We start from the raw sequence: 20,497 nt of genomic DNA on the forward strand, positions 1-20,497 counted from the left end.
CGTTATGAAGTCGGCAGAGTTTTTGAACAGGTACTTGAAGATGCCGGAGTATTTAAGAGAGATAAACAAGGAAAAGAAGCATTTGCAAGATTTGTAGAACAATTAGGTTGATTTGGGTCTGACTTTTTCAATTTCTGCTCTTGAATAAACTATAACTTTCATAAAGCACCTCTGCTATTTTATAAACAGTGAATAAAAGTCTTTATAATCCTTTATTTTTCCAGTCATTCCAAGTCCTGCCAAAGCTACGTATATAGCAGCAGATTTAGCCTGCGTGCTTATACTTTTTTGAGGATTGAACTCAATATCCGTAAATCCGTTAAAATCAAGTATTTTCTTTGCAAGCTTCTCATTTTCGATAATCGCATTGATATAAATATAATTATAGAAAAGCGATTCAGGAATAAGCGGAAAATTTTGTCCGCTGAATCTAAACATAGTCAGTTTACCGCTATTTTTAAGACGTTCATCACGTTTTGCATCTTTCGGAGATACAAGCATCAAATCAGTATATTGACAGCCGTTTTCAAATACTTTTCCTGCCTGATATACGTTTTCTATAGGAAAGCTCTTTTTAAGTTCGGGTACATATTTCATAAGATTGAATGCACTGAGTTCAACACCTATTTGAATAAGTGACTTGCTTGAAATTTCAAGCGGATTTGCTTCCGGATAAATCAATTTGAAACCGTCATGGATTGCTTTTATATTTTTCTGTTTCTGCGAAACTGCAAAACCGCCGTTCCACTTGAACTCAATGTTCACAATATCATAAAAAGGTGCTGAATTTTTAGGTATATAAACCGGTCTTACTGCCATAAAAATAACCTCCAAAATAAAATGATTACTATAAATGTGCATCTTCTGACATGACAAGCTAACAAATACGCAAGCGAAGAAATCAGCCAGAATCGTTTAATATCTTAGAACCTGTCTTCACAAGAAATATATGTGGATTTTCGAGCATAATTTTGTTGCAGGCAAGGCAAAAATACGCAGGCGGGCTGTCGCCCGGCAAGTATTTTTCACGCAGGATGCAGCAAAATTTGCCGAAAAGACACCTGTATACGCTTGTGAAGACAGGTTCTTATAACAAATCTCCGTTTAATATAAGTGTTAATGTTGATTGTGCAGCCTGTCAGCTATTTTAATGATTACATCAAATGCAAGCACTTTTGATGAATCATCTTCTTATACTGCCTGCAATATAATGTGCAAGCTTTCTATGGCATACCGATAAAATCTGTTCGATTCTTAAATTCTCGAATCCAACCAGTCTGGCAATTGAAGCCATCGACTGTTTCTCCCACAGATACATATACAGAATGTCTCTTTTGGTCTGTGGCAGTCTGTTCAGGCTTTCTTCTACTGCATTTCTGTCAAACGGAAACTTGGTGCCGGAATAATCGTAAACACGCTGAAGATACTCTGTAGGCTGAAATGCTGCCGACTCCAGAGCATCAAATACTTTGTGATATACCACCTGATTCGGATAATACTTGTAATCTGCAAAAATGTCAATACCCCTGCGGTAAAAATGCTCCAGTATCGCTGCCGCACAGCCTGCACTGCGGCTCTGACCGTATTCGCACTGACAGATAATATCCTTGCCATCACGGAAGGCTTTGTTGATATACTCAGCAAGCTCCGGTGCTTCGGGAAAGAAGCTTTCATAGGTATATCCCTTTTCCGGCAGATAATCAAGGTCAAGGTCATCCACCTCGCAATAGAATACATCACTGCAAACACTGCTGTAATCGACACGGGAATAGTCTTTGTCAATATGTTTCAGCTCCGGATCACAAAAGCTGATAACAGCAGTATTATTAGGGAATGAGCCTTCTGCTATGATATGCTCGATCGCTTCTCTTGAATACACAGATACCCTCATCACTGCCTCCAATCTTAATCAGAACGTCAACACTTCTAATAATACTTGAAATATGGTTTAGAAGCATTCATATTCTTGATATTCCTCACAAAGCCGTAAGAACTCCTCATCGAACTCGTCGATCGTTATTTCATAATCACTTGTCCCTGCATGATGAGGCAACGGGATGTAAAGAACGCCGTTGCCATAAAAGCCGCCTTTGTACACTTGAATATCATATGATGAAATAGTATAGAGCATCGCTTTAGTGAACAGAATGCAAGTCTGACACTCGCACTCCTCCAATGGTGTTTCATCCAATAATACATTCAGAATATCATTCAGATTATTTACTAGCCTGATATCTTTGCGGTCAACATCAAATAATCCGATATAGTTACTGAAATACTTCCAGATATTTATAAAATATGCTTTGAAATTATTGAGATCAAAAACATCAACAAGATGCTCGCCATCTTCCAAAAGTCCATTACGAATTACAGCACGTTCTTCGTCAGCAGGCAACTGAGCATTGATATATGGCTTAGAAATTACAGCGAACTCGCCCCAGAAGCTGCGTATTAAAAGACGATCTTTAATGCCAAAGTGAGATTCTTTCTGAGAAGAAGTCATCATGAAACGTCTGCCGGATTCGTAAAACATATTGAAAAGAAGTATAAGCTCGTCCTGCGTTTTCTCTTTTCCTGCAAGTTCCTGTATATCGTCCACAAGAAGGACATCCGCCTGCATATACTGTTCACGGAACTGCTCTGCAGAACCGCTGTTACTGATGATATTTGTAAGAGAGGATATCATATCCGCTGTAGTTGTGAGGATAACATGAAGATCAGGCGAATTCTGCTCAATTGCATTTTTGACAGCATAGAGCAGATGCGTCTTGCCGGTTGCCGTGCCGCCGAATATTGCAAACGGCTTTAAATCCGCATTTTCTGCAAACTGCTTAGCTTTCTCAAAGGCTTTGCTGTTTGCTTTGGTGACCTCAAAGCTGTCGAATGTGAATCTGCTGCCTTTCTTATTATCTGACATTATTCTTGCTCCTTTATTCTTGCTCCTTTCAAGTAGTTTTTCACATAATACCGTTAAAATATTTCAATATCAAATTGATACCTAAAATGATTTCATCCGATATATCCTTTTTCTGTTCTTCGTATTCAACGTGTTTTAAAACCTCTTTTAAAGGCTTTTGAAGAATTAGTAAACGCCATTTGTTTTTTGGAGATGTATCTATACTAAAACCTTCTTCATGATTTGGAATTTGAGTAAATAACGATTGAAACTCGTTTTTAACTTCGGGATCACAATCAATCAGTACAACAAGCTGAGGTTGATTATTAAACCCTTGTAGTTTATGGTCTGAATTGTCAAGTACGACACCTGCAAAAATGCTTGGCTTCCATTCGTCTGAGAATTCAATACCGATTCTTCCCCACCGTTTGACAGGAACTCCCGGATTATATGATGCCACAAAGTCTGTGAGACCGTTACATTTCGTTTCCCACGAAGTGTCATCTAAAATTTCGCAAAAAATACCTTTCAAAGTCTGATCCAATTTCATAGCCTCGCAGTAATTTTCCACGCTTCCAATTTGAATGCTGCTTTTCATCCCCATACCAACCTCCGTAAGATACTTTAAAAACTGTTCGATTATTATCTTTTCGTCTGCATTATATGATTCTTTTCTGATTGGATCAGAGAAGAATTCATATACGTCATGCCAGATAATCTGAATGTCTGGATTCTGCTCGTGCTGATCTTTACTCTTTGTCAATAGAACCGTCTGAAATTCAAGATTACTGTCAATTTCTGCACGACAATCATAGTATTTTTTAATTTGATTATTGCTCAACTCGCTGTCGACTTTGTGTTCACAAATAAAGCCAAGATTTTGGTCTGTTATAATCACCATGTCTATAAAACCATCTTTTACTGCAACCTGTGTTCTTGCTGAGACTGTAAACGGACAGTTTGCATCAAAGTTTAGTTTTTCTTTGCATTTGGAATTCAGAAACAGGACATAATCCTGTCCGAATTGCGACAAGCTGTCAATCATCCAAGCAAGCATTTCCGTCAAATAGTTTTCTTTCGGTGACATTTTCTCCGTCTGTTTATAGCGGAATAATCTGCTGAAAATTGACTCATTCATTTGGCATACCCTCCTTCAAATCCACATCATACGGCATATCAATCACGCATTCAAGCTCTTCGGGGTTTTCAATGGAAAGTCCAGCGTCTTTGATGTACCACAACACATGGTTCAAAATACTGCTGTAAACGCCGTAATCCGGCTCTGTTTCGCCCTCACGATAGCAATGTATGATTTCTTCAATCGGCACATCATCCTGCTCTTCTTCATCGAACTCAAACTCTACTGCATCTCGGAAATAGATTTTCAGCTCCGGTACATGGACAGTATAATCATATTCGCAGACCATACTGCGTCCCCAGCCGAGCGATTCCTCTGTGGGATGAACCTCATATGTGCGGAGCGGACCTTTCACTGCTTTCTTCAGTCGGAAAACCAGCTCGTCCACCTCTGATAATTTGCATCTGAATTCCATGTGTCATCCCTCCTGTTATTTCAGCGCTCCCCACTTTTCATGTGCAGAGCATCCGCCGTTTGCTTGTCTTGTTTGCTGCCACGCACCTGACTTCTGATTCATGCACTTGCCTGTAGCCATTGGGCTGCTGACCTCAAGTCTTGAGCCAAAATGATCGCAGATCCTCCGCTCGCCTGACCAGCAGGAACAGGTAGCACAATACTTTGAATCGCAAGTGTACTGATACATAAGCATACCTCCTCACTCTTTCTCTTTATGTTGTCATTATAGCACACAAAAATCTCAATTCCGAAGATTCGGGCGAAAATCCGAAAATTCTCCCTTTTGCACAAAAAAATGATGTCGTAAATGTGCAACACGACCAACAGACGGTATCAGCTGAACGTTCCCTTTCGTTTGTAATTCTATTATATCACGGTCGATGTACCAAAAAAGGGATACTTATGTTTCATATTTTTCAAGAGCGTTTCGCAGTGTTTCAGCGATCTGTTTGCGTAAACTTGCAGGTGATAAAACTTCAACAGCATCAGCAAACTGCACCGCCCAGTGAAGCATGGAGGATTCGCTTGCATAAACGTGAACTTTCATCATATCATCAGAAAGTTCTTCAATATGTATGTCAGTACCAAAGCTGTCTGCGACATCGTTCATCATATATTGCTTACACTGGAACGTAATATGTGTGGGAGTACCGCTCCAGAGATTTGGGTGAGACTTAATATACTCCGAGAGTCTAATGCCTGTTTCAAAGCCTTTCAGCATACGAAGCGATCTGGAAGGCGCATCTGTTTTACGGCAGTCCTTGATACGATCAATACGAAAATGCGTCAGATCATGGTATTCCGGCAGGTTGCAGATTAAATAGGAATGTCCATTTTTGGATATGATCTGATAGGGATTAACAGTATACTGTTTCTCTTTCCCATTACTGTCACGCCTGATTTTCGGTTCCCCGTCAATACCATAGTCGGAGTAATAAAATGTGACCTGTGTTCCCTCAGCAATGGCACTGCCGATCTCTTCAAGTGTCAGTATGATTTGTTTGTTTTCAATCGTACCGTATATATCCATATCAATCTTGGAGATTTCAGAATGGAAATACTTGCTCGACAGTCCTTCGATACGACGGATCAAACTGATACGATCTTTTTTCGACAGACCGTCCATCAACAAGATATTATCTATCAGCAGACGAAGTTCGCCGTTCAGGAATTTGTGATCATAATAGATATTTGTCAGGATTGTTTCATCGCCGATGTTGCCATATTCGATCGGATAGTTACACTGAACAAGCGTAGTAATATTGCGACTGATGGTTTTGCGGTCAACTTTCATTCCATATTCCGATACTAATAATTTCTGTATATCATGCTGGGATAACCTATGCTCTTTATCAGAGTGCTTTTTTAAAATATGTAAGATATCGAGTATGATCATTTTCTTCGGCTGCATATCGGTCATAAGCAATTCTCCTAAAATTCGTTGGTTGTATGTCTATATTATACATCACATTGATAAAATTTGCAAGTAAAACCCTATATATCGTTTATCTTATATATTAATTTTAATAAAATATGTATCCTATGTATTGCTTTGATAATAAATTTATAACTTTCCTACACACCCTTGCTATTATTCCAAACCTGATTTATAATGTACCTACCAAATTCAAGGAGGTACAATTCAAATGAAAATCAATCTGCAAAGCAGAAAACGCAGAGGACTTGCTGACCATATCGGAGAAATTCTTGGAACAAATCCATGTTATCTGGAAGTGCCAACCTTGTAACTATCAGATTGGCGACTGCATTCTGGAACGTGACGGAACGCTGACGATTTCCGATAATATTGATGCTATGACACTTCTCAATCATCTAAAGGAGCATGGCTGGGAGAGCGAAGGAACAGAAACGGACTGTCTTACACTTTCAGTTCCAAGAGATACGCTGCCCGATGAGAAAATTGCAGTACTTGAACAAATCATCGCAGGCAAAGCAAGTCTGCTGAAAAAAGCAATCGGAACAGATACGCTTACAGTCAAAACCAGTGTGGAGAAAATCAGCTTTCCATGGCTTCCCTATACGCAGGATTCTGATGAAATCAGAGCCTATACAGAACTTGTCATCAAGCTGTGTGAAATGACAAACAGACAGAAAAGAGTGGGAACAGTTAAGAAAACCGACAATGAAAAATACACCTTTCGCTGTTTTTTACTACGGCTTGGTATGATCGGTACTGAATATAAAACTACCCGTAAGATTCTTCTGCGGAACCTCACGGGCAATTCTGCATTCAGACATATGGAATAATAAGCGAATTACAGGGGCGGCATTGTGTCGCCCTTAATTCAGTTTAAACAGCTTGACTGCCTCCGGACGCACCAGCTTGCCGTCAATACGTTCCGCTGCAATCAGCCCAAGACAGCTTTCCTGTGCGTAAAGCTCGTTTAGAGGGCGTACAGCAAGTGGTTGACGTTCGATGAGCCAATAATAAGAAAGGTCTCCAAAGACAATTGTGCTGTCGTTGATGTAGTTGCTGATGACAACTGTATGGCTGAAAATCGTATCGTCCGTGCTTCTCCAGAGAAAATTTCCGGCACTGTCTTTCAGCATACGAAGTGTCATAGCAGTTTCGTCATTCGTCACCCATACCGCATTTTTGCGATACTGCTTGTCCAGACTGAAGAACAATTCAATAACTGCATCTGCTGTGAGCGTACTTGCTGTAACGCCAATTTCAGCAAAATGGAGCAATCCCTTTGGTTCAGCCTGACCGATACCATTCAGGCATATATTTTCCTCTGCTCTGCCGAAACAGTGACCGAATTCCCTGTAAACATAGCCTGCAAGATCATCTGATGATCTTCTGAAACGCGATTTCACAGCAGATGCACCATTGCAAAAGTGCGTGACAGATATTACAGAAATTCCGGCAAAAGACGGAAAACTGTATGTTTCAGCGATCTTTGATTGCTATGACCTGATGCCGAATGGTCTTGCCATGGCGGATCATATGCGAGCCGAACTGTGCTGTGAAACACTAAAAAATGCGAGCTTGCGGTATCCGGAGATTCGAGGAGCCATTGCGCATTCCGACCGCGGCAGCCAGTATACCAGTGCTGCATATCGGGCAGTCATTCAAAAATATGGCATTGTGCAGAGTATGAACCGTGCTGGAGGAAGAGGCCATGATAATGCGAGATGTGAAAGCATCTGGGCAAGGATGAAAGAGGAATTGTTTTATCATCGGGGCAGGAAGACAGAACATTACAAAATAGAAGAACTGAAATTCATGGTCTGGCGGTATTTCATGAGTTACTGGAGCAACCGCAGGATCTGCTCGTCCATTGGCGGGCTTCCTCCTGCTGTAAAGAGGCAAAGATTCTACGCAGCGGTTGCCGTCGCACGTTTCGCTTCATAATCCTTGTTGGAAATGTGTCAAGTGTTATTGACAATTTCAGAACGTTTTTCCGAATGGATCTGGGAAGATGCAGACCGTCGGGAAAATCTCTGTCAGATCTACAATCAGTCGATCAACTGCATCCGTCCACGGGAGTATGACGGCAGCATCTTACAGCTGCCCGGCATGAATCCGGACATCACACTGCGACCGCATCAGAAAAATGCCGTTGCCAGAATCCTGTTCGGCAAAAACACACTGTTGGCTCATGCCGTTGGTGCCGGAAAGACCTTTGAAATGATCGCTGCGGCACAGGAACTGAAACGGCTGGGGCTGTGCCGGAAAAGTCTGGTGGTTGTTCCCAATCACCTGACAGAGCAGTTTGCATTGGATTACATCAAACTCTATCCCTCTGCCAATATCCTTGTGGCGACACAGGCGACTTTTGAGCAAGACAAGCGAAAAGAGTTCTTCACCAAGGCAATGCTGGGCGATTATGATGCCATTATTATGGGACACAGCCAGTTTACCATGATCCCTGTATCGCCGGAACGGGAACGGGCGTTGCTCTGGCAGCAGGAAGATGAGATCACCAGAGGGATCGAAGAACTGAATCACTCCGGAAATGGACGCAGTTTCACAGTCAAGCAAATGGAGGCATCTCGGAAAAAGATCAAGAAGAAGCTAGAAGCTTTACAGGACAAAAAGCGAGATGACGACACAGTATACTTTGAGGAACTGGGCATAGATCATCTGTTTCTGGACGAAGCCCATATGTTCAAAAATCTGGAGATCTTCACAAAAATGCAGAACGTAGGAATTTCCAGTGGTTCTTCCCGTGCATCGGACTTGTATATGAAAGTACAGTATCTGGACGAGATCACCCACGGAAAAGGCTGTACTTTTGCCACCGGCACGCCAATCTCGAACAGTATTGCAGAAGCTTACACCTTTCAGAAGTATCTCCAGCACGACACCTTGACGGAAATGGGCATGATCCACTTTGACTGTTGGGCGGGTAACTTTCTGGAAGCGGTCACTGCCGGTGAAGTCGCTCCGGAGGGCGGCAGATACCGTGTCAAGACCAGATTTTCCAAGTTCCACAACTTGCCGGAACTGACCAACTTGTTCCGAGAGATCGCAGACATTCAGACCGCCGATATGCTAAATCTGGACGTACCAAAAGCCGTTTTTCACACTGAAGTGCTGCCATCATCCGAGATCCAGAAGCAGTTTATGCAGTCCTTTATGGAACGTGCGGACAGAGTTCACGGCGGCGGCGTAGACAGTTCCATGGACAATATGCTGTCCATCACCAACGACGGCAGAAGTCTGGCTCTGGATCAGCGGCTGCTGAACCACGATTTGCCGGAATCGGAACACAGCAAGGCGATGACGTGTGCCAAAAATGTATACCGCATCTGGCGGGAAACCAGCGAGCAGCGGTCTGCACAGCTGATCTTCTCAGATCTGTCCACACCGGACAAATTCAAGAGCAGCGAAGAATTTACCAACATCTATGACAGCATCAAAAACCATCTGATCGACATGGGTATCCCAGCGGAAGAAATCGCATATATCCACGAAGCAAGCACCAACAAGCAGAAAGAAGCCCTCTTTGAAAAGGTACGAAAAGGAAAAGTGCGTGTGCTGCTCGGCTCTACGGAAAAGATGGGTGCAGGCACAAATGTACAGGAGCGTCTGATCGCATTACATCATATAGATGTACCCTGGCGTCCAAGCGACATCGAGCAGCGGGAAGGACGGATCATCCGACAGGGCAATCAAAACAAAGAAGTCCACATCTATCGCTATGTCACAGAGGACACCTTTGATGCCTACAGTTGGCAGACTATCGAGCGGAAACAAAAGATCACCGGTCAGATCATGACATCCAAATCGCCGAACCGAGATGTAGAGGACGTGGACGATCGTGCATTGTCCTATGCTGAGGTCAAGGCAGTCTGCACCGGAGATCCTCGGCTAAAAGAGCAGATGGAACTGGACATTGAGGTTTCCAAGCTGAAAGCTTCCCGAAACAGCTGGAGAAATCAGCGGTATCGAATGGAAGACATGGTGCGGAATGAATATCCCAAGCAAATTCAGCAAAAGGAGCAATTCATTCAGCACTACACCGACGACATGAAGCACTATACAGAGCATTACACACCAAATGTGGACGGATTCTCGCCTATGTGCGTTCGTGGCGTGGTATACACAGAGCGGAAAAAAGCAGCTGCTGCACTGATGCAGGCGATCCGCAGCTTTGTCAAGCCGGACAATTCCAAGGCGGAGATCGGCGAATACTGTGGGTTTACTATGTTTGCACGGTTTGAGCCGCTGCAAAAGGGTTACACCATGACGTTGGAACATAGCGGTGTGCATCGACTGGAGCTGGGTGATGACAGTTCCGGAAACATCACCAGAATCGACAACGTACTCCGTGGTATCGAGGACAGAATTCGGAATGCTACGCACCAACTGGAGGATATTCAAACACAGCTGCACACGGCAGAAGTGGAGATCCAAAAACCATTTGCAAAAGAAGCAGAATATCAGGCAAAATCCAGCCGTTTGGCAGAACTGAATGCTGCATTACAGTTCCAGGACAAGGACGAGATCGTCAGCGAAGGTTCTGATGCACCGGAACAAAATGCTGCGGAACAGGAAAGAAAATCGAAAGACTGCGTTAGTCTATAACGAAAATCCGGATGTGCTATCTGTGCCGGAATATCAAATCGGGCGAGTAAGCTACTTGACAAATGGAACGAAATCGTGTATGGTATGAATAGAGAAATTGAATGCAGGAGGCGGATGAAATGATGGAAACCCGAAAAAGCGGTGATTTTCTCTCCCATGGAATGTGGTTGAAAAGTGTTGTCACAGAAGATGTCATTTTATGTGGTGTATCTGCACTGGAATATATGGGACTGTTCACTGGATATTTGAATGAACGAGTGATCGATGTTTACGCACGAAAAAAGGGCATTTACCAAAATATCAACTACAACCTTGTTCCAGATTTTCATGAAATAGAGTATTTCACACAAAATGGTTTACGCTGTACAACTTTTACGCAAACGGTAAATGATATGCTGCACCAAATAGAGGAAGCAGATGATGCCGCTCTGACAGAAGCTTTGGCAACATATTACTTTGCACATGATGAGAGCTTTCAGGGATTGCGTATTCTTCCGGAAAACAAGACAGCATTTATGGAACTGGCAAGTATGGCGATGGTATATTATTAAAAGGAGTGGTTCCGATGGCAAAAAAATTTCGATGGATTGCAAATGACAATGTAATTGATATTTCTGATTTTTATGATAAACTTCCCGATGCAATCAAAGATATGATAAAAACAGCTGAAAAAGCAGATGAAGAAAACGATATGGGAGCATTTATGAGTATATCAGATGCCATTGAAAACTGGTCAAAAATGCTTGTACCTGACGTTTTGAATGTACATCAGTGGGATATGATTTGCGAAAAGTATATGTTTCCGGATTGAAGGGAGAAATTATGCAGCAAATATATAATCTTGATCCATACTTAACCAATGAGAGAAATGGCACATATGGTGGACAAGCTGGCGAAAAAGAAGGTATTACAATTGATGGAACATATTGGATTGTAAAGTACCCCAAAAGTACAAAAGGAATGCGTGGTGATGTGCTGTCATATATGACAGCACCGCTGTCTGAATATATAGGAAGTCACATCTATGAAATACTTGGAATTGACGTGCATCAAACTATTTTAGGAATCCGAAATGGCAAACTAGTAGTTGCCTGCAAAGATTTTTGTCAAAAAGAAGGCTCCCTTCGTGAAATTCGGACTTTGAAAAATGTATATAACAATGAACTCTCTAAGAAACTGGAAGAAAGCCTATCCTCTACCTCGGATTCACATCTAGTTGACCTTGAAGAAATCCTTCTGCACTTACGATACAACCCTATTCTCAGCAAAGTAAGCGGTATAACAGAACGATTTTGGACTCAAATGCTCATAGACATCCTAATTAATAATACAGATCGCAACAATGGAAACTGGGGTGTACTCTATGAGAATGATGCGTATCGTCTTGCACCTGTATTTGATAATGGTGCATCTTTTGCCAATAAATGTACAGAAAAGAGATTGGAATTGATGCTTAGTGATGAAACAAGAATACAATCAAGCATACGAAACACAGCGACAACCTATGGTTTAAAAGGGAAACCACTATTAGCAAGAGATTTAGAAACATTAAAATATCCAGGTCTTTTGTTAGCGGAAAAAAGAATGATTCCTGTAATTCAACTAAAAATGCACGAAATCTACGATTTTATCGAGAATATTCCAGAAACATATAATGGATACCTAGTTTGTTCGCAAGCAAGAAAGCAATTTTACATGAAGTCTATGTCCAAAAGACTAGAAACTTTTTTGCTGCCAGCATTAGAGAATGCAAAGCAAGAAATCCTGAAAAAACGCCGCCAAAACCATTTGGGATTATAAAAAAATAGTTGACATTCTTGTGATGCTGTGCTATAATAGAAACGAAAAGAAATCATGTAAAGGCAATGCGTTCACGCAAAAAGAAAGCCCCCAGAGTTGCAGCTCTGAGGGCTTTCGCCTTATCCAAGTGGAATCAGGCAATGTGTTAGGCTATTTGTCGGGCTTACTTCCTGTCTAGCCATTTGTAGACCTTATACAGGATAATGTCTACCATAACAGAAGTGAAAAGCGAAATCATGTAATACAGCAAATACGTTCACCTCCTTCCTGACGGAAGAAGCCGACTGTTCTATTATACCATATTGTAAGAGATGCTGTCAAATGACGGCATCTCTTTTTGTATCAAGTCGATTCTGCACAGACAAAGTTAGTATAGCACAGAATCAGTGACTTGTAAAATCTGCGATGACACAAGTTTGCAGATTTTACAAGCCGGAACGTTTCTGGTATAATCGGAAAGAAAATATCGTGAAACCGGAAAAGAGAATCTGCTATGCCTACTGATTTTGCAGCACAACTATTTGATATTGACGGATTGCATCTGACAAAAGTGGAATCCGATCGTGATACTGTCACACTCCATATTGAGATGGAGCGTCAGGAGCAGCCTTGCCCAGAGTGCGGTGTTCTGACAGATGCAGTACATGACTATCGGCAGCAAAAAATCAAAGAGGTATCGATCCTCGGAAAAGAAACGACACTGATTTTGCGGAAACGTCGGTATGTATGCAAAAGCTGCTGCAAGCGTTTTCCGGAAAAGAATGACTTGTTGCCCAGATATGCCAGAATGACTGCACGTCTGACAAATCAGATCTGTTGGAAGCTGGAGAATGAATACTCGTTTTCCAGTGTCGCCAGAGAGATTGGTACATCTGTTTCCACGGTGATCCGCACATTCGATCAAAATGTTTGCTTTGATGAATTACCAGTTCTGGAGCAGTCTGTTGCGATCGATGAGTTTAAGGGAAACACTGGACGGGAAAAATATCAGTGCATTGTTACAGATCCGGAAAAGAAAAAGGTGCTGGACATTCTACCAGACCGGCACAAAAGGGATGTCAAATCGTATTTCTTACAGTGGAAAGAAAAAGCAAGAGAAAAGGTCACACGTTTCATTTCCGATATGTGGAAGCCCTATCAGGATACGGCAGCAGAGGTGTTTTCCAAGGCTGTGCGAGTAGTAGATAAGTATCACTGGATACGGCAAGTGATCTGGGCATTTGAATCGATCCGGAAACAAGAGCAAGCGAAGCTTAGCCGCAAGGAGCGAGTGCAGTTCAAGCGTTCCAGAGTGTTGCTGAACAAGCGATTTGACTATCTGGAGGAATCGGATCAGGAACACGTGACTGCCATGCTCCAGCTGTCAGAACGGCTGCACAAAGCCCATCGCATCAAAGATGATTTTTTACAAGTGCTGGACTGTGACACCGGAGAAGCAGCAGAACAAACATTAGACCTTTGGCTAAGCCTTGCCCGGAACAGTGGATTAAATGAGTTTGAAGCCTGCTGTGACACCATAGAAGAATGGAAAGAGGAAATACTCCATTCATTTGACTGCCCGTACACCAATGGTTACACAGAGGGCTGCAACAACCGGATCAAAGTGCTAAAGCGAAATGCCTATGGCTACCGGAATTTTGGACGTTTCCGAAATCGCATCCTGCATATGTTTTCCGGCTCTTATAGGCGGCGAGAAATAGAAAAAGCTGCCCAAAATGGGCAGCCGTAAAAATAAGGGTATATATTATACCACAAAATAAAACGTTTGTCAAATCTGCAAAAAGGTCAAATCGCAGATTTTACAAGTCTGTTCTTTTGTGGTATAATATATTCAAGATCAAACGATAGTTTGATCTTGGGTAGTAAACCATCTGTAGCTTGACAAGTGAATACAGCAGGAGCAAATACAGAGATCTGCGTCCAGGATAACGTGATGCAAATCACCACCGCATTCCCGAAGTATCGGGTTGTGATGCAGCGGAAAGCACGCCATGACACACCTACTATTCAATTCCAATCAGGTGGAGAGCGAGAATGACAGACCGCAAAGTCGATGATCAGATCGACTGCATAGGATACATACGCAGATCAATTGACAAAAGATACTCTGTTCCGACAGGAATAGCCGTGGGAAGTAAACCCTCCGGTGGCTGAGATGCCGTGGTTGCTGCTTTGATACGCAGCCGTTTGCTTCTGTTTACAGATGGATTTTACTACCCCAACATTTCGTAAAGAGCCAGTTTTATTTGTTGGCGTGAACTATGATAAGAAGAGTAAAAAACACACTTGTCAGTTTGAGATGGTAGAGGTTTGAGAGAAATGCAAATGGCACATTAAAAGCTAGGTTTTCTTATATGGAAATATATCTACTGCAAAATGTGTGTCAGTGGATTAGATACAAGCATTTGGGGATGATTTTGGAAAACGAAAAAAATTGACAACCAATCCGGCAACTCAACAATTTTAAGGGTTCGTGAACAGCGGAATAGATATTAAGATTAGAGGACCGTCTATGTTTAATTCAGGATTAGAAATAGGACAAATTATAAAAAATGAAGATATTGTTAGAATATTCAAATGCGGAAACATAGGAGGTATGCGCCGTTCAAGAACAACGAATACACTTGTTATCGTATCAGATTATACAAAAGGTCTTTATCACGATAAGTGGATCGGTGGGATTTTACATTATACGGGCATGGGCAAATCAGGTGATCAGGATATTCATTGGGCGCAGAATGCCACATTGGCTGAATCTGATTATAATGGAGTGGATGTCCATCTGTTTGAGGTCATTGATGCTGGAGAATATATCCTACTGCGGAAGAATAGAACTCGTGAGCAAGCCATACACAGATGTGCAGCCCGGTGAAGATGGTAATGATCGAAAAGTATGGATGTTCCCAATAAGGCCTGTATCAGATAATGATGTAAAGAAACCACAAATGTTCGTGTTTAAGGATATGGATGACTACAAAAATCGTGGCAAGAATGTTGATGCTGAGTATACAAAAATGTTGGTTGCTGCCAAGAAAAAAGGAGCAAAGAAGTCTTCACTTGTTGTACCGATTGTTCCGAAACCAGAACCCAAACCGCAGATAGAAATACCAGCCGATATCGTCGGAAGGCAGGTGAAACATAAAGCATTTGGCCTCGGCAAGATTACGGCAATTGAAGGTATTTCGATAGCTGTTCAGTTTGATAAGGTTGGATTAAAGAAGATGGAATATGAATTCTATATGGAAAAGAAGTTGCTGAAGTTCATATAAGAGCTTGTGTTCATAACAAAAAAGTGATATAATAGGAGATATGGAAAAAGAGTATGAAGCAACAAATTACAAAAGTGATTTGACAGACGAGCAATGGGAAGTAATCAAATAATTCTTTCCATCCGAAAATAAAAGCAAATATCATAAGAGATCATTGGTAGAAGCAGTGCTGTATATCATAAAGACAGGCTGCCAGTGGAGAATGCTGCTGCATGACCATCCGCTACATGATACGGTATGGAGTTTTTAGCGCCGAGCAAGAAATAACGGCGTATGGGACAAAATAATGGGAAATCTCCTGTGTATATGATTATGATTTCTCATGCTGCTACGCTCTTAAAACGCTTATGAGCACAGGCTCTTAATTAAAGCTGATAAGAATGGTAGAAGAATAATACTTATCAAACGAATTTACTAAAAAACTGGTTGCTTAAAAGGCAACACTAATATCAAATGAAGTGAATGCTAAAATGACTGAAATTGCAGAACGTATATATAGTAAATTAAGAAGACGAAAATGGATAAAGAATGGGAAAAACTATATGTGGAAGCATGTAGACTTCAAGGTGAGAAAAAGTTGTCAAAATACATGAAAGTCGGCTCTGTAGCGGCAGCTATACTTACGACTAATGGCAATATTTATTCGGGAGTTAGTCTTGCGAATTCATGTGCAGTAGGTTTGTGTGCCGAGAGAAATGCCATAGGAACAATGCTAACAAATGGGGAGACAGAAATATCCAGAATAATTGCAGTTAAGGATAATGGTAGAATAATAAATCCTTGTGGAGTTTGCCAAGAGTGCATGTGCCAATTAGGAGCATATTCAAAAAATATAAAAATAATGATGTCGAACCACGAGGTGAGGACACTCAGCGAATTAATAAATGAATGGTGGGGAAATCAAAGCGATGAGTAAAAAGGTTTTTGTAGGAGGACCTATATCTAATTTGATAGCAGAGAATGGTTTTGATGAAGATTTTTTTTGCATTCATACAAAAATCATCAATGCATTAAGTAAGTTAGGATTTCAGGTTTTTTCGGCACATGTTGTTGAAGAATACGGTAGAAATAAAATAGAGCCTGACAATATTATTGTAGAAAGAGATTTGGGATGGATTGATGAAGCAGATGCATGCATTTTTTTATTTCCTTCATATCAACATCAGTCAATAAGAACAGATGGAACTTATATTGAATTGGGTTATGCCACTTCAAGAAGCAAGCGTATTATTTGCTTTTGGGATAGTAATAGTACGACTGCATATTCCCCTATGTTTCGAGGCATGACAAATAAAAACGTTGAAATATTTGATTTTAATAAGATAGAGGAAGTGTTAGATAATCTTGAATAACATAATAGTTGCAAGGTGTTTATTAGAAGAAAACGGTACTTTTCAAATTGCACTAGTTGAAATGGAATGTCTAGGAGGAAGAGTCGCTGAAATAAAAAAAACAAACAATTTAATTAAAAATTGCAGCGGTGTATTACTTCCTTCCTTTTTCAATATACATAGCCATTTAGGAGAAAGCCTTTTTAGGCATATTGATGGCACTGATTGGACAATTTCAAAGTATCTTGAATACACAGAAAAGTACAATGAACAATTAACTAAAGAAGAGAAAGACAAGCGTTGGATAGAAAGCGCAAGATTTTCGGCACAGGAGATGTGGAATCAAGGTACGGTTGGATTTTGTGCAGCGAGATCTGCAGAAATAGCGGATGAATATAAGATGCTTACCATGTCTGGATATCCAATCATGAATAGCAAAAAACTTTCCTCATATAAGAAAGCTGGTATTAAAGGATTCAAAGAGTATCTGAGCAAAAATAAATCTATTAAGAATAAAATAGGCGTTTTTTTGCACTCTATCTACGCCAATGACATTGAGTCTTTTAAATTGGCTAAAGATTGCATCAATATAGGTGCTGCTTTTATTACAGTACATATCTCAGAAGATGAGGAAACTGTTAATCTTGAAAAAAGTATTCATGGTATTTCATCGGTAGAATTGCTTGATGAATATGGGCTTTTGTCAGAGAAATCTATACTTGTACACGGTGGCTACTGTACAGAAAGAGATTTGGAAATTGTGAAAAGCAGAGGTGCTATAATGGCTATTTGCCCAATATCGAATGCCTTTCTGAACACTAAAATGATTGATCTGGAATTGCTAGAGGATTTAGAAATTCCGTGGTGTATTGCGTCAGATGGACTAGGAACAGGAAGAACTTTTTCCTTAATAGAGCAAGCAAGAGCCGCAAAAAATATGTATCCACATATTTCAACAGAGAAACTTTGGAGGAGTATTACAAGGATTCCAGGAAAAGTATTTAATAATGCTTTGTATACAGGAAATATTGAAGCGGGAATTAAAAGCGTATTTATAAATGCTGAGTACGAAGGTGACGATGTCAATGAATTATTTGAAGGTGTAATAAATGGAAAAATAAAATGTAAAATGATAGAGGTGTAGAGATGTATGTTTTAGTTGAAGGAATGCCGGGTACAGGCAAAACAACCATTGCAAAGCGATTAGCAGAGATGCTGGATGCGGAATATGTAAAGAGTATTTTTTCCAATACTTCGTATGGGGACAGTCTTCGGGTTATTTTGAACACTGGAAAGACAAAGGAAATTGAGTATTTATACTTGGTGGACTTATTACTAGATGAGTTGCGTATAAATAAGATGTTGAAAAAAGTAAGTGTTGTACGAGATAAAACGTATACTTCAAGCATCGCTCATTTAAGAGCTCATGGTTATATTAATGAGCAAGAAGATATCGCCAAGGCTATTGCAGCAGGGTATGCAAGATTGGCAGAGGATTCCTTGGAACCAGATTATGTTATTTATATTCGTTCTGATAGAGAAGTGATTAAAAAGCATTTATTAGACAAGACAGATTTGTCAGCATGGGATAATGAACTTACAAATGACTTAGCTAAGCATGATGCTCAACGTTTAGAGTTAGAAAAGGAAATACAGCGTAAATACGGAAAAAAATTGATTGAAATTGATTGCTTTTCAGGCACTGTTGATGAAATGTGTAACTATATTATTTCAAAGTTTGCAAAAGCTATCTGCACTTGAGTAGAGAATGCAGATCAATTTCTTAAGTCAAAACTACAGAATACCTAGAGCACTGAATGTTGATAGTTAAGCTGTTGCCGGATATTAGATTTTCGAGGTACATGGCGAAAATTCATGTGCGAAGTTTGAGCTTTAAAGATAAAGGTGTGATTTGATGTTTAAGCCAGAAATTGCGTTTATTATGAGAAGTGATGAAATGATTAAAAATTATAAGCTTAAGAGAATTACTGTTGATACCTCATATGGTCCAGTAGATAGATGCTATGTTGGGAATGTAAGTGGTATTGATGTGTTGATTATCTACGGTAGATTTAACGGGCAAAAAGTTTCATCAGATATGATAAATTATCAGCAAAATATTGAAGCAGTTACGAATATGGGGTGTAAGAATTTAGTAGGAACTTTTGTAGTTGGAGGAATCGTACCTGAAAGAAGTGCAGGTACTACATACATATTAGGAGATTTTGTTGGTATGGGTAATTATCACATTTCAGTTAATCAGCAGTATGGATTTCATAATGCGGAAATGTATAGACCATTTTGTGAAAATCTAACGAATAAATTGAAGATAGCAGCAAAGAAGGTACCTTTCGACGTGGTAACAGATGCTACTTATGTTTGTTTTCACGGCTGGCCACGTATCGAAACTAAAGCTGAATTGGACTTTTACAATAAAATGGGATGGGATGTTGTGGGGCAGACCTGTGATCCAGAAGCAACATGTGCCAGACTAGCAGGATTATGCTATGCAGGTATTGCCGTTCAAATTGATGATCCTATGCACAGAGAAAAAGAAATCGAGCAACTTGATGGTAAGCAGAGTAATTCTAATTCAAAATCTATAAGTGAATACAGAAAAAAACTACCGCAATTATTATGGAATTTTTGAAGGAATACAAAGAAAATACTTGCAATAAATGTCGTAACTTAAAAAGAACGAATAATAGTTTCAAAGAGTTTCCGGAGTATATGTATGAATAGAGAATGGTACAACATAGATGTAAAGAGAGAAGTCTTAAATGATATTCAAGTGTTTCTACAGAATAATGATTTAGATATCAAAGTCATTGATGAAATGAAAAGTGTTTCAGTTAGAGATATGATGGATCTTACTTTTGTATCAAAACTGAAAGGAATTGAAAATCCAGAAGCATTTTCTAGATTTGTAAGTGATAGATATATGTACTATAGAGAAAAAAAGTACGGACAGGATGGCTTTTGGGAATCTGCCTCAAGCGAGAGAAACATTGGATATAATGGCGCATGGTATGAGTATATTACTAACATGCTAAAACAATATTGCAAGTTTGGCGAGAAGGTTTTATTTGTTGGAACAGCTGATGGAAAAGAAATTCCTAATAACCAGTGCTTTAAATATTACGCCTTGGAGCAAATCGGTAGCTCTGTAAATAATATCGATAGTAACAAAGTTATAGAGAGCTTTGAAGCTGACTTTGAGGACGATTCATTTGTAATTGGCACAGGAAGAGAAATGAATGCAATAGTCGCATTAAGATGTTTGATGCCTAATACACGTTTAGAATTTTTCTTTAAATTTGTTACTAACAACATAAATAATCAAGGCTTGTTAATCTTGTCACATCCAATGGGATTTCTTAATAAAGATAATATTTTTATGGAATTGCCTAATTGTAGAAATACTTTAAAAGCATTTGATGAAAGGCTAAAGAAAGTACTCACAAGATTTAAAAATATGCATGCGATATATGAAAAAGAATCATGTGTAGAATATTTTTATATTATAAAGGTGGATTAGACTCATGATGG

At 40.1% G+C, this 20,497-nt stretch carries 22 protein-coding genes and 1 pseudogene; 16 read left to right on the forward strand and 7 right to left on the reverse strand.

What is annotated here, in order from left to right; genetic code table 11:
* Positions 1-174 precede the first annotated feature (174 nt).
* The 6 genes from QZL66_RS08070 to QZL66_RS08095 all read right to left on the reverse strand — a co-directional run bounded on the left by QZL66_RS08070 (position 175) and on the right by QZL66_RS08095 (position 5,910).
* Positions 175-819, reverse strand: coding sequence for a DarT1-associated NADAR antitoxin family protein (locus QZL66_RS08070; protein WP_022411217.1), 645 nt, complete (start codon positions 817-819; stop codon positions 175-177).
* A 364-nt stretch (positions 820-1,183) separates the two neighbouring features.
* Positions 1,184-1,879, reverse strand: a complete 696-nt coding sequence (locus QZL66_RS08075; protein WP_293602018.1) for a hypothetical protein — start codon at positions 1,877-1,879, stop codon at positions 1,184-1,186.
* Between the two features lie 69 nt (positions 1,880-1,948).
* On the reverse strand, positions 1,949-2,917 hold the full coding sequence (locus QZL66_RS08080) for a DnaA/Hda family protein (protein ID WP_022411219.1): 969 nt from the start codon (positions 2,915-2,917) through the stop codon (positions 1,949-1,951).
* A 40-nt stretch (positions 2,918-2,957) separates the two neighbouring features.
* Positions 2,958-4,034: a PD-(D/E)XK nuclease family protein gene (locus QZL66_RS08085; protein ID WP_022411220.1), complete on the reverse strand. Its 1,077-nt coding sequence runs from the start codon at positions 4,032-4,034 to the stop codon at positions 2,958-2,960.
* Positions 4,027-4,449: a hypothetical protein gene (locus QZL66_RS08090; protein ID WP_022411221.1), complete on the reverse strand. Its 423-nt coding sequence runs from the start codon at positions 4,447-4,449 to the stop codon at positions 4,027-4,029. Before QZL66_RS08090 ends, QZL66_RS08085 begins: the two co-directional genes overlap by 8 nt.
* Before the next feature lie 441 nt (positions 4,450-4,890).
* On the reverse strand, positions 4,891-5,910 hold the full coding sequence (locus QZL66_RS08095) for a helix-turn-helix transcriptional regulator (protein WP_022411223.1): 1,020 nt from the start codon (positions 5,908-5,910) through the stop codon (positions 4,891-4,893).
* Between the two features lie 287 nt (positions 5,911-6,197).
* Here QZL66_RS08095 and QZL66_RS08100 point away from each other — a divergent pair, with 287 nt between their 5' ends.
* On the forward strand, positions 6,198-6,758 hold the full coding sequence (locus QZL66_RS08100) for a hypothetical protein (RefSeq protein ID WP_022411224.1): 561 nt from the start codon (positions 6,198-6,200) through the stop codon (positions 6,756-6,758).
* 33 nt (positions 6,759-6,791) lie between these two features.
* Here the strand turns inward: QZL66_RS08100 and QZL66_RS08105 are convergent, their stop codons facing one another.
* Positions 6,792-7,331: a phage major capsid protein gene (locus tag QZL66_RS08105; protein ID WP_293602021.1), complete on the reverse strand. Its 540-nt coding sequence runs from the start codon at positions 7,329-7,331 to the stop codon at positions 6,792-6,794.
* 13 nt (positions 7,332-7,344) lie between these two features.
* On the opposite strand from QZL66_RS08105, the gene QZL66_RS08110 reads away from it, so the two are divergent.
* From QZL66_RS08110 to QZL66_RS08175, 15 genes and pseudogenes are all read left to right on the forward strand, one after another.
* Positions 7,345-7,869, forward strand: a complete 525-nt coding sequence (locus QZL66_RS08110; protein WP_369677371.1) for a transposase — start codon at positions 7,345-7,347, stop codon at positions 7,867-7,869.
* 21 nt (positions 7,870-7,890) lie between these two features.
* Positions 7,891-10,548: a helicase-related protein gene (locus QZL66_RS08115; RefSeq protein WP_293602022.1), complete on the forward strand. Its 2,658-nt coding sequence runs from the start codon at positions 7,891-7,893 to the stop codon at positions 10,546-10,548.
* Positions 10,549-10,667: 119 nt separating this feature from the next.
* The gene (locus QZL66_RS08120) at positions 10,668-11,099 is read left to right on the forward strand and encodes a hypothetical protein (protein ID WP_022411227.1); all 432 of its coding nucleotides are present in this window, start codon (positions 10,668-10,670) and stop codon (positions 11,097-11,099) included.
* Between the two features lie 14 nt (positions 11,100-11,113).
* Positions 11,114-11,359 carry a hypothetical protein gene (locus tag QZL66_RS08125; RefSeq protein ID WP_022411228.1) on the forward strand — a complete coding sequence of 82 codons (246 nt, stop codon included), beginning with the start codon at positions 11,114-11,116 and terminating at the stop codon, positions 11,357-11,359.
* Positions 11,360-11,370: 11 nt separating this feature from the next.
* Positions 11,371-12,348, forward strand: a complete 978-nt coding sequence (locus QZL66_RS08130) for a HipA domain-containing protein (RefSeq protein WP_022411229.1) — start codon at positions 11,371-11,373, stop codon at positions 12,346-12,348.
* Positions 12,349-12,841: 493 nt separating this feature from the next.
* On the forward strand, positions 12,842-14,077 hold the full coding sequence (locus QZL66_RS08135) for an ISL3 family transposase (protein WP_022411230.1): 1,236 nt from the start codon (positions 12,842-12,844) through the stop codon (positions 14,075-14,077).
* Between the two features lie 783 nt (positions 14,078-14,860).
* Entirely contained in the window at positions 14,861-15,220 is a 360-nt protein-coding gene (locus tag QZL66_RS08140) for a hypothetical protein (RefSeq protein WP_293602023.1), read from the forward strand.
* Positions 15,186-15,617, forward strand: coding sequence for a hypothetical protein (locus QZL66_RS08145; protein WP_293602025.1), 432 nt, complete (start codon positions 15,186-15,188; stop codon positions 15,615-15,617). Before QZL66_RS08140 ends, QZL66_RS08145 begins: the two co-directional genes overlap by 35 nt.
* Positions 15,618-15,759: 142 nt before the next feature.
* Positions 15,760-15,867: pseudogene (locus QZL66_RS11965) on the forward strand (transposase); the annotation flags it as partial.
* 267 nt (positions 15,868-16,134) lie between these two features.
* Positions 16,135-16,533 (forward strand): cytidine deaminase family protein, encoded by a 399-nt coding sequence (locus tag QZL66_RS08150; protein ID WP_293602026.1) that lies wholly within the window; start codon positions 16,135-16,137, stop codon positions 16,531-16,533.
* Positions 16,526-16,969: a nucleoside 2-deoxyribosyltransferase gene (locus QZL66_RS08155; protein ID WP_293602028.1), complete on the forward strand. Its 444-nt coding sequence runs from the start codon at positions 16,526-16,528 to the stop codon at positions 16,967-16,969. The genes QZL66_RS08150 and QZL66_RS08155 overlap by 8 nt, the downstream gene beginning before the upstream one ends.
* Positions 16,962-18,092: an amidohydrolase family protein gene (locus tag QZL66_RS08160; protein WP_022411232.1), complete on the forward strand. Its 1,131-nt coding sequence runs from the start codon at positions 16,962-16,964 to the stop codon at positions 18,090-18,092. Before QZL66_RS08155 ends, QZL66_RS08160 begins: the two co-directional genes overlap by 8 nt.
* Positions 18,093-18,094: 2 nt before the next feature.
* Entirely contained in the window at positions 18,095-18,709 is a 615-nt protein-coding gene (locus QZL66_RS08165; RefSeq protein WP_022411233.1) for an AAA family ATPase, read from the forward strand.
* A 154-nt stretch (positions 18,710-18,863) separates the two neighbouring features.
* Positions 18,864-19,598 carry a phosphorylase family protein gene (locus QZL66_RS08170; RefSeq protein ID WP_022411234.1) on the forward strand — a complete coding sequence of 245 codons (735 nt, stop codon included), beginning with the start codon at positions 18,864-18,866 and terminating at the stop codon, positions 19,596-19,598.
* Between the two features lie 84 nt (positions 19,599-19,682).
* Positions 19,683-20,486 carry a hypothetical protein gene (locus tag QZL66_RS08175; RefSeq protein ID WP_022411235.1) on the forward strand — a complete coding sequence of 268 codons (804 nt, stop codon included), beginning with the start codon at positions 19,683-19,685 and terminating at the stop codon, positions 20,484-20,486.
* Positions 20,487-20,497: the final 11 nt, after the last annotated feature.

The organism is Ruminococcus sp. CAG:330 (assembly GCF_000437175.1).
Classification (GTDB): domain Bacteria; phylum Bacillota; class Clostridia; order Oscillospirales; family Ruminococcaceae; genus Ruminococcus_C.

Excerpts from the sequence above, each read along its gene's own strand:
- QZL66_RS08170 (WP_022411234.1), top strand. The coding sequence starts at position 18,864 with ATGTTTAAGCCAGAAATTGCGTTTATTATGAGAAGTGATGAAATGATT.
- QZL66_RS08085 (WP_022411220.1), bottom strand. The coding sequence starts at position 4,034 with ATGAATGAGTCAATTTTCAGCAGATTATTCCGCTATAAACAGACGGAG.
- QZL66_RS08095 (WP_022411223.1), bottom strand. The coding sequence starts at position 5,910 with ATGACCGATATGCAGCCGAAGAAAATGATCATACTCGATATCTTACAT.
- QZL66_RS08090 (WP_022411221.1), bottom strand. The coding sequence starts at position 4,449 with ATGGAATTCAGATGCAAATTATCAGAGGTGGACGAGCTGGTTTTCCGA.
- QZL66_RS08120 (WP_022411227.1), top strand. The coding sequence starts at position 10,668 with ATGATGGAAACCCGAAAAAGCGGTGATTTTCTCTCCCATGGAATGTGG.
- QZL66_RS08070 (WP_022411217.1), bottom strand. The coding sequence starts at position 819 with ATGGCAGTAAGACCGGTTTATATACCTAAAAATTCAGCACCTTTTTAT.
- QZL66_RS08165 (WP_022411233.1), top strand. The coding sequence starts at position 18,095 with ATGTATGTTTTAGTTGAAGGAATGCCGGGTACAGGCAAAACAACCATT.
- QZL66_RS08175 (WP_022411235.1), top strand. The coding sequence starts at position 19,683 with ATGAATAGAGAATGGTACAACATAGATGTAAAGAGAGAAGTCTTAAAT.
- QZL66_RS08080 (WP_022411219.1), bottom strand. The coding sequence starts at position 2,917 with ATGTCAGATAATAAGAAAGGCAGCAGATTCACATTCGACAGCTTTGAG.
- QZL66_RS08150 (WP_293602026.1), top strand. The coding sequence starts at position 16,135 with ATGGATAAAGAATGGGAAAAACTATATGTGGAAGCATGTAGACTTCAA.
- QZL66_RS08125 (WP_022411228.1), top strand. The coding sequence starts at position 11,114 with ATGGCAAAAAAATTTCGATGGATTGCAAATGACAATGTAATTGATATT.
- QZL66_RS08135 (WP_022411230.1), top strand. The coding sequence starts at position 12,842 with ATGCCTACTGATTTTGCAGCACAACTATTTGATATTGACGGATTGCAT.
- QZL66_RS08140 (WP_293602023.1), top strand. The coding sequence starts at position 14,861 with ATGTTTAATTCAGGATTAGAAATAGGACAAATTATAAAAAATGAAGAT.
- QZL66_RS08155 (WP_293602028.1), top strand. The coding sequence starts at position 16,526 with ATGAGTAAAAAGGTTTTTGTAGGAGGACCTATATCTAATTTGATAGCA.
- QZL66_RS08130 (WP_022411229.1), top strand. The coding sequence starts at position 11,371 with ATGCAGCAAATATATAATCTTGATCCATACTTAACCAATGAGAGAAAT.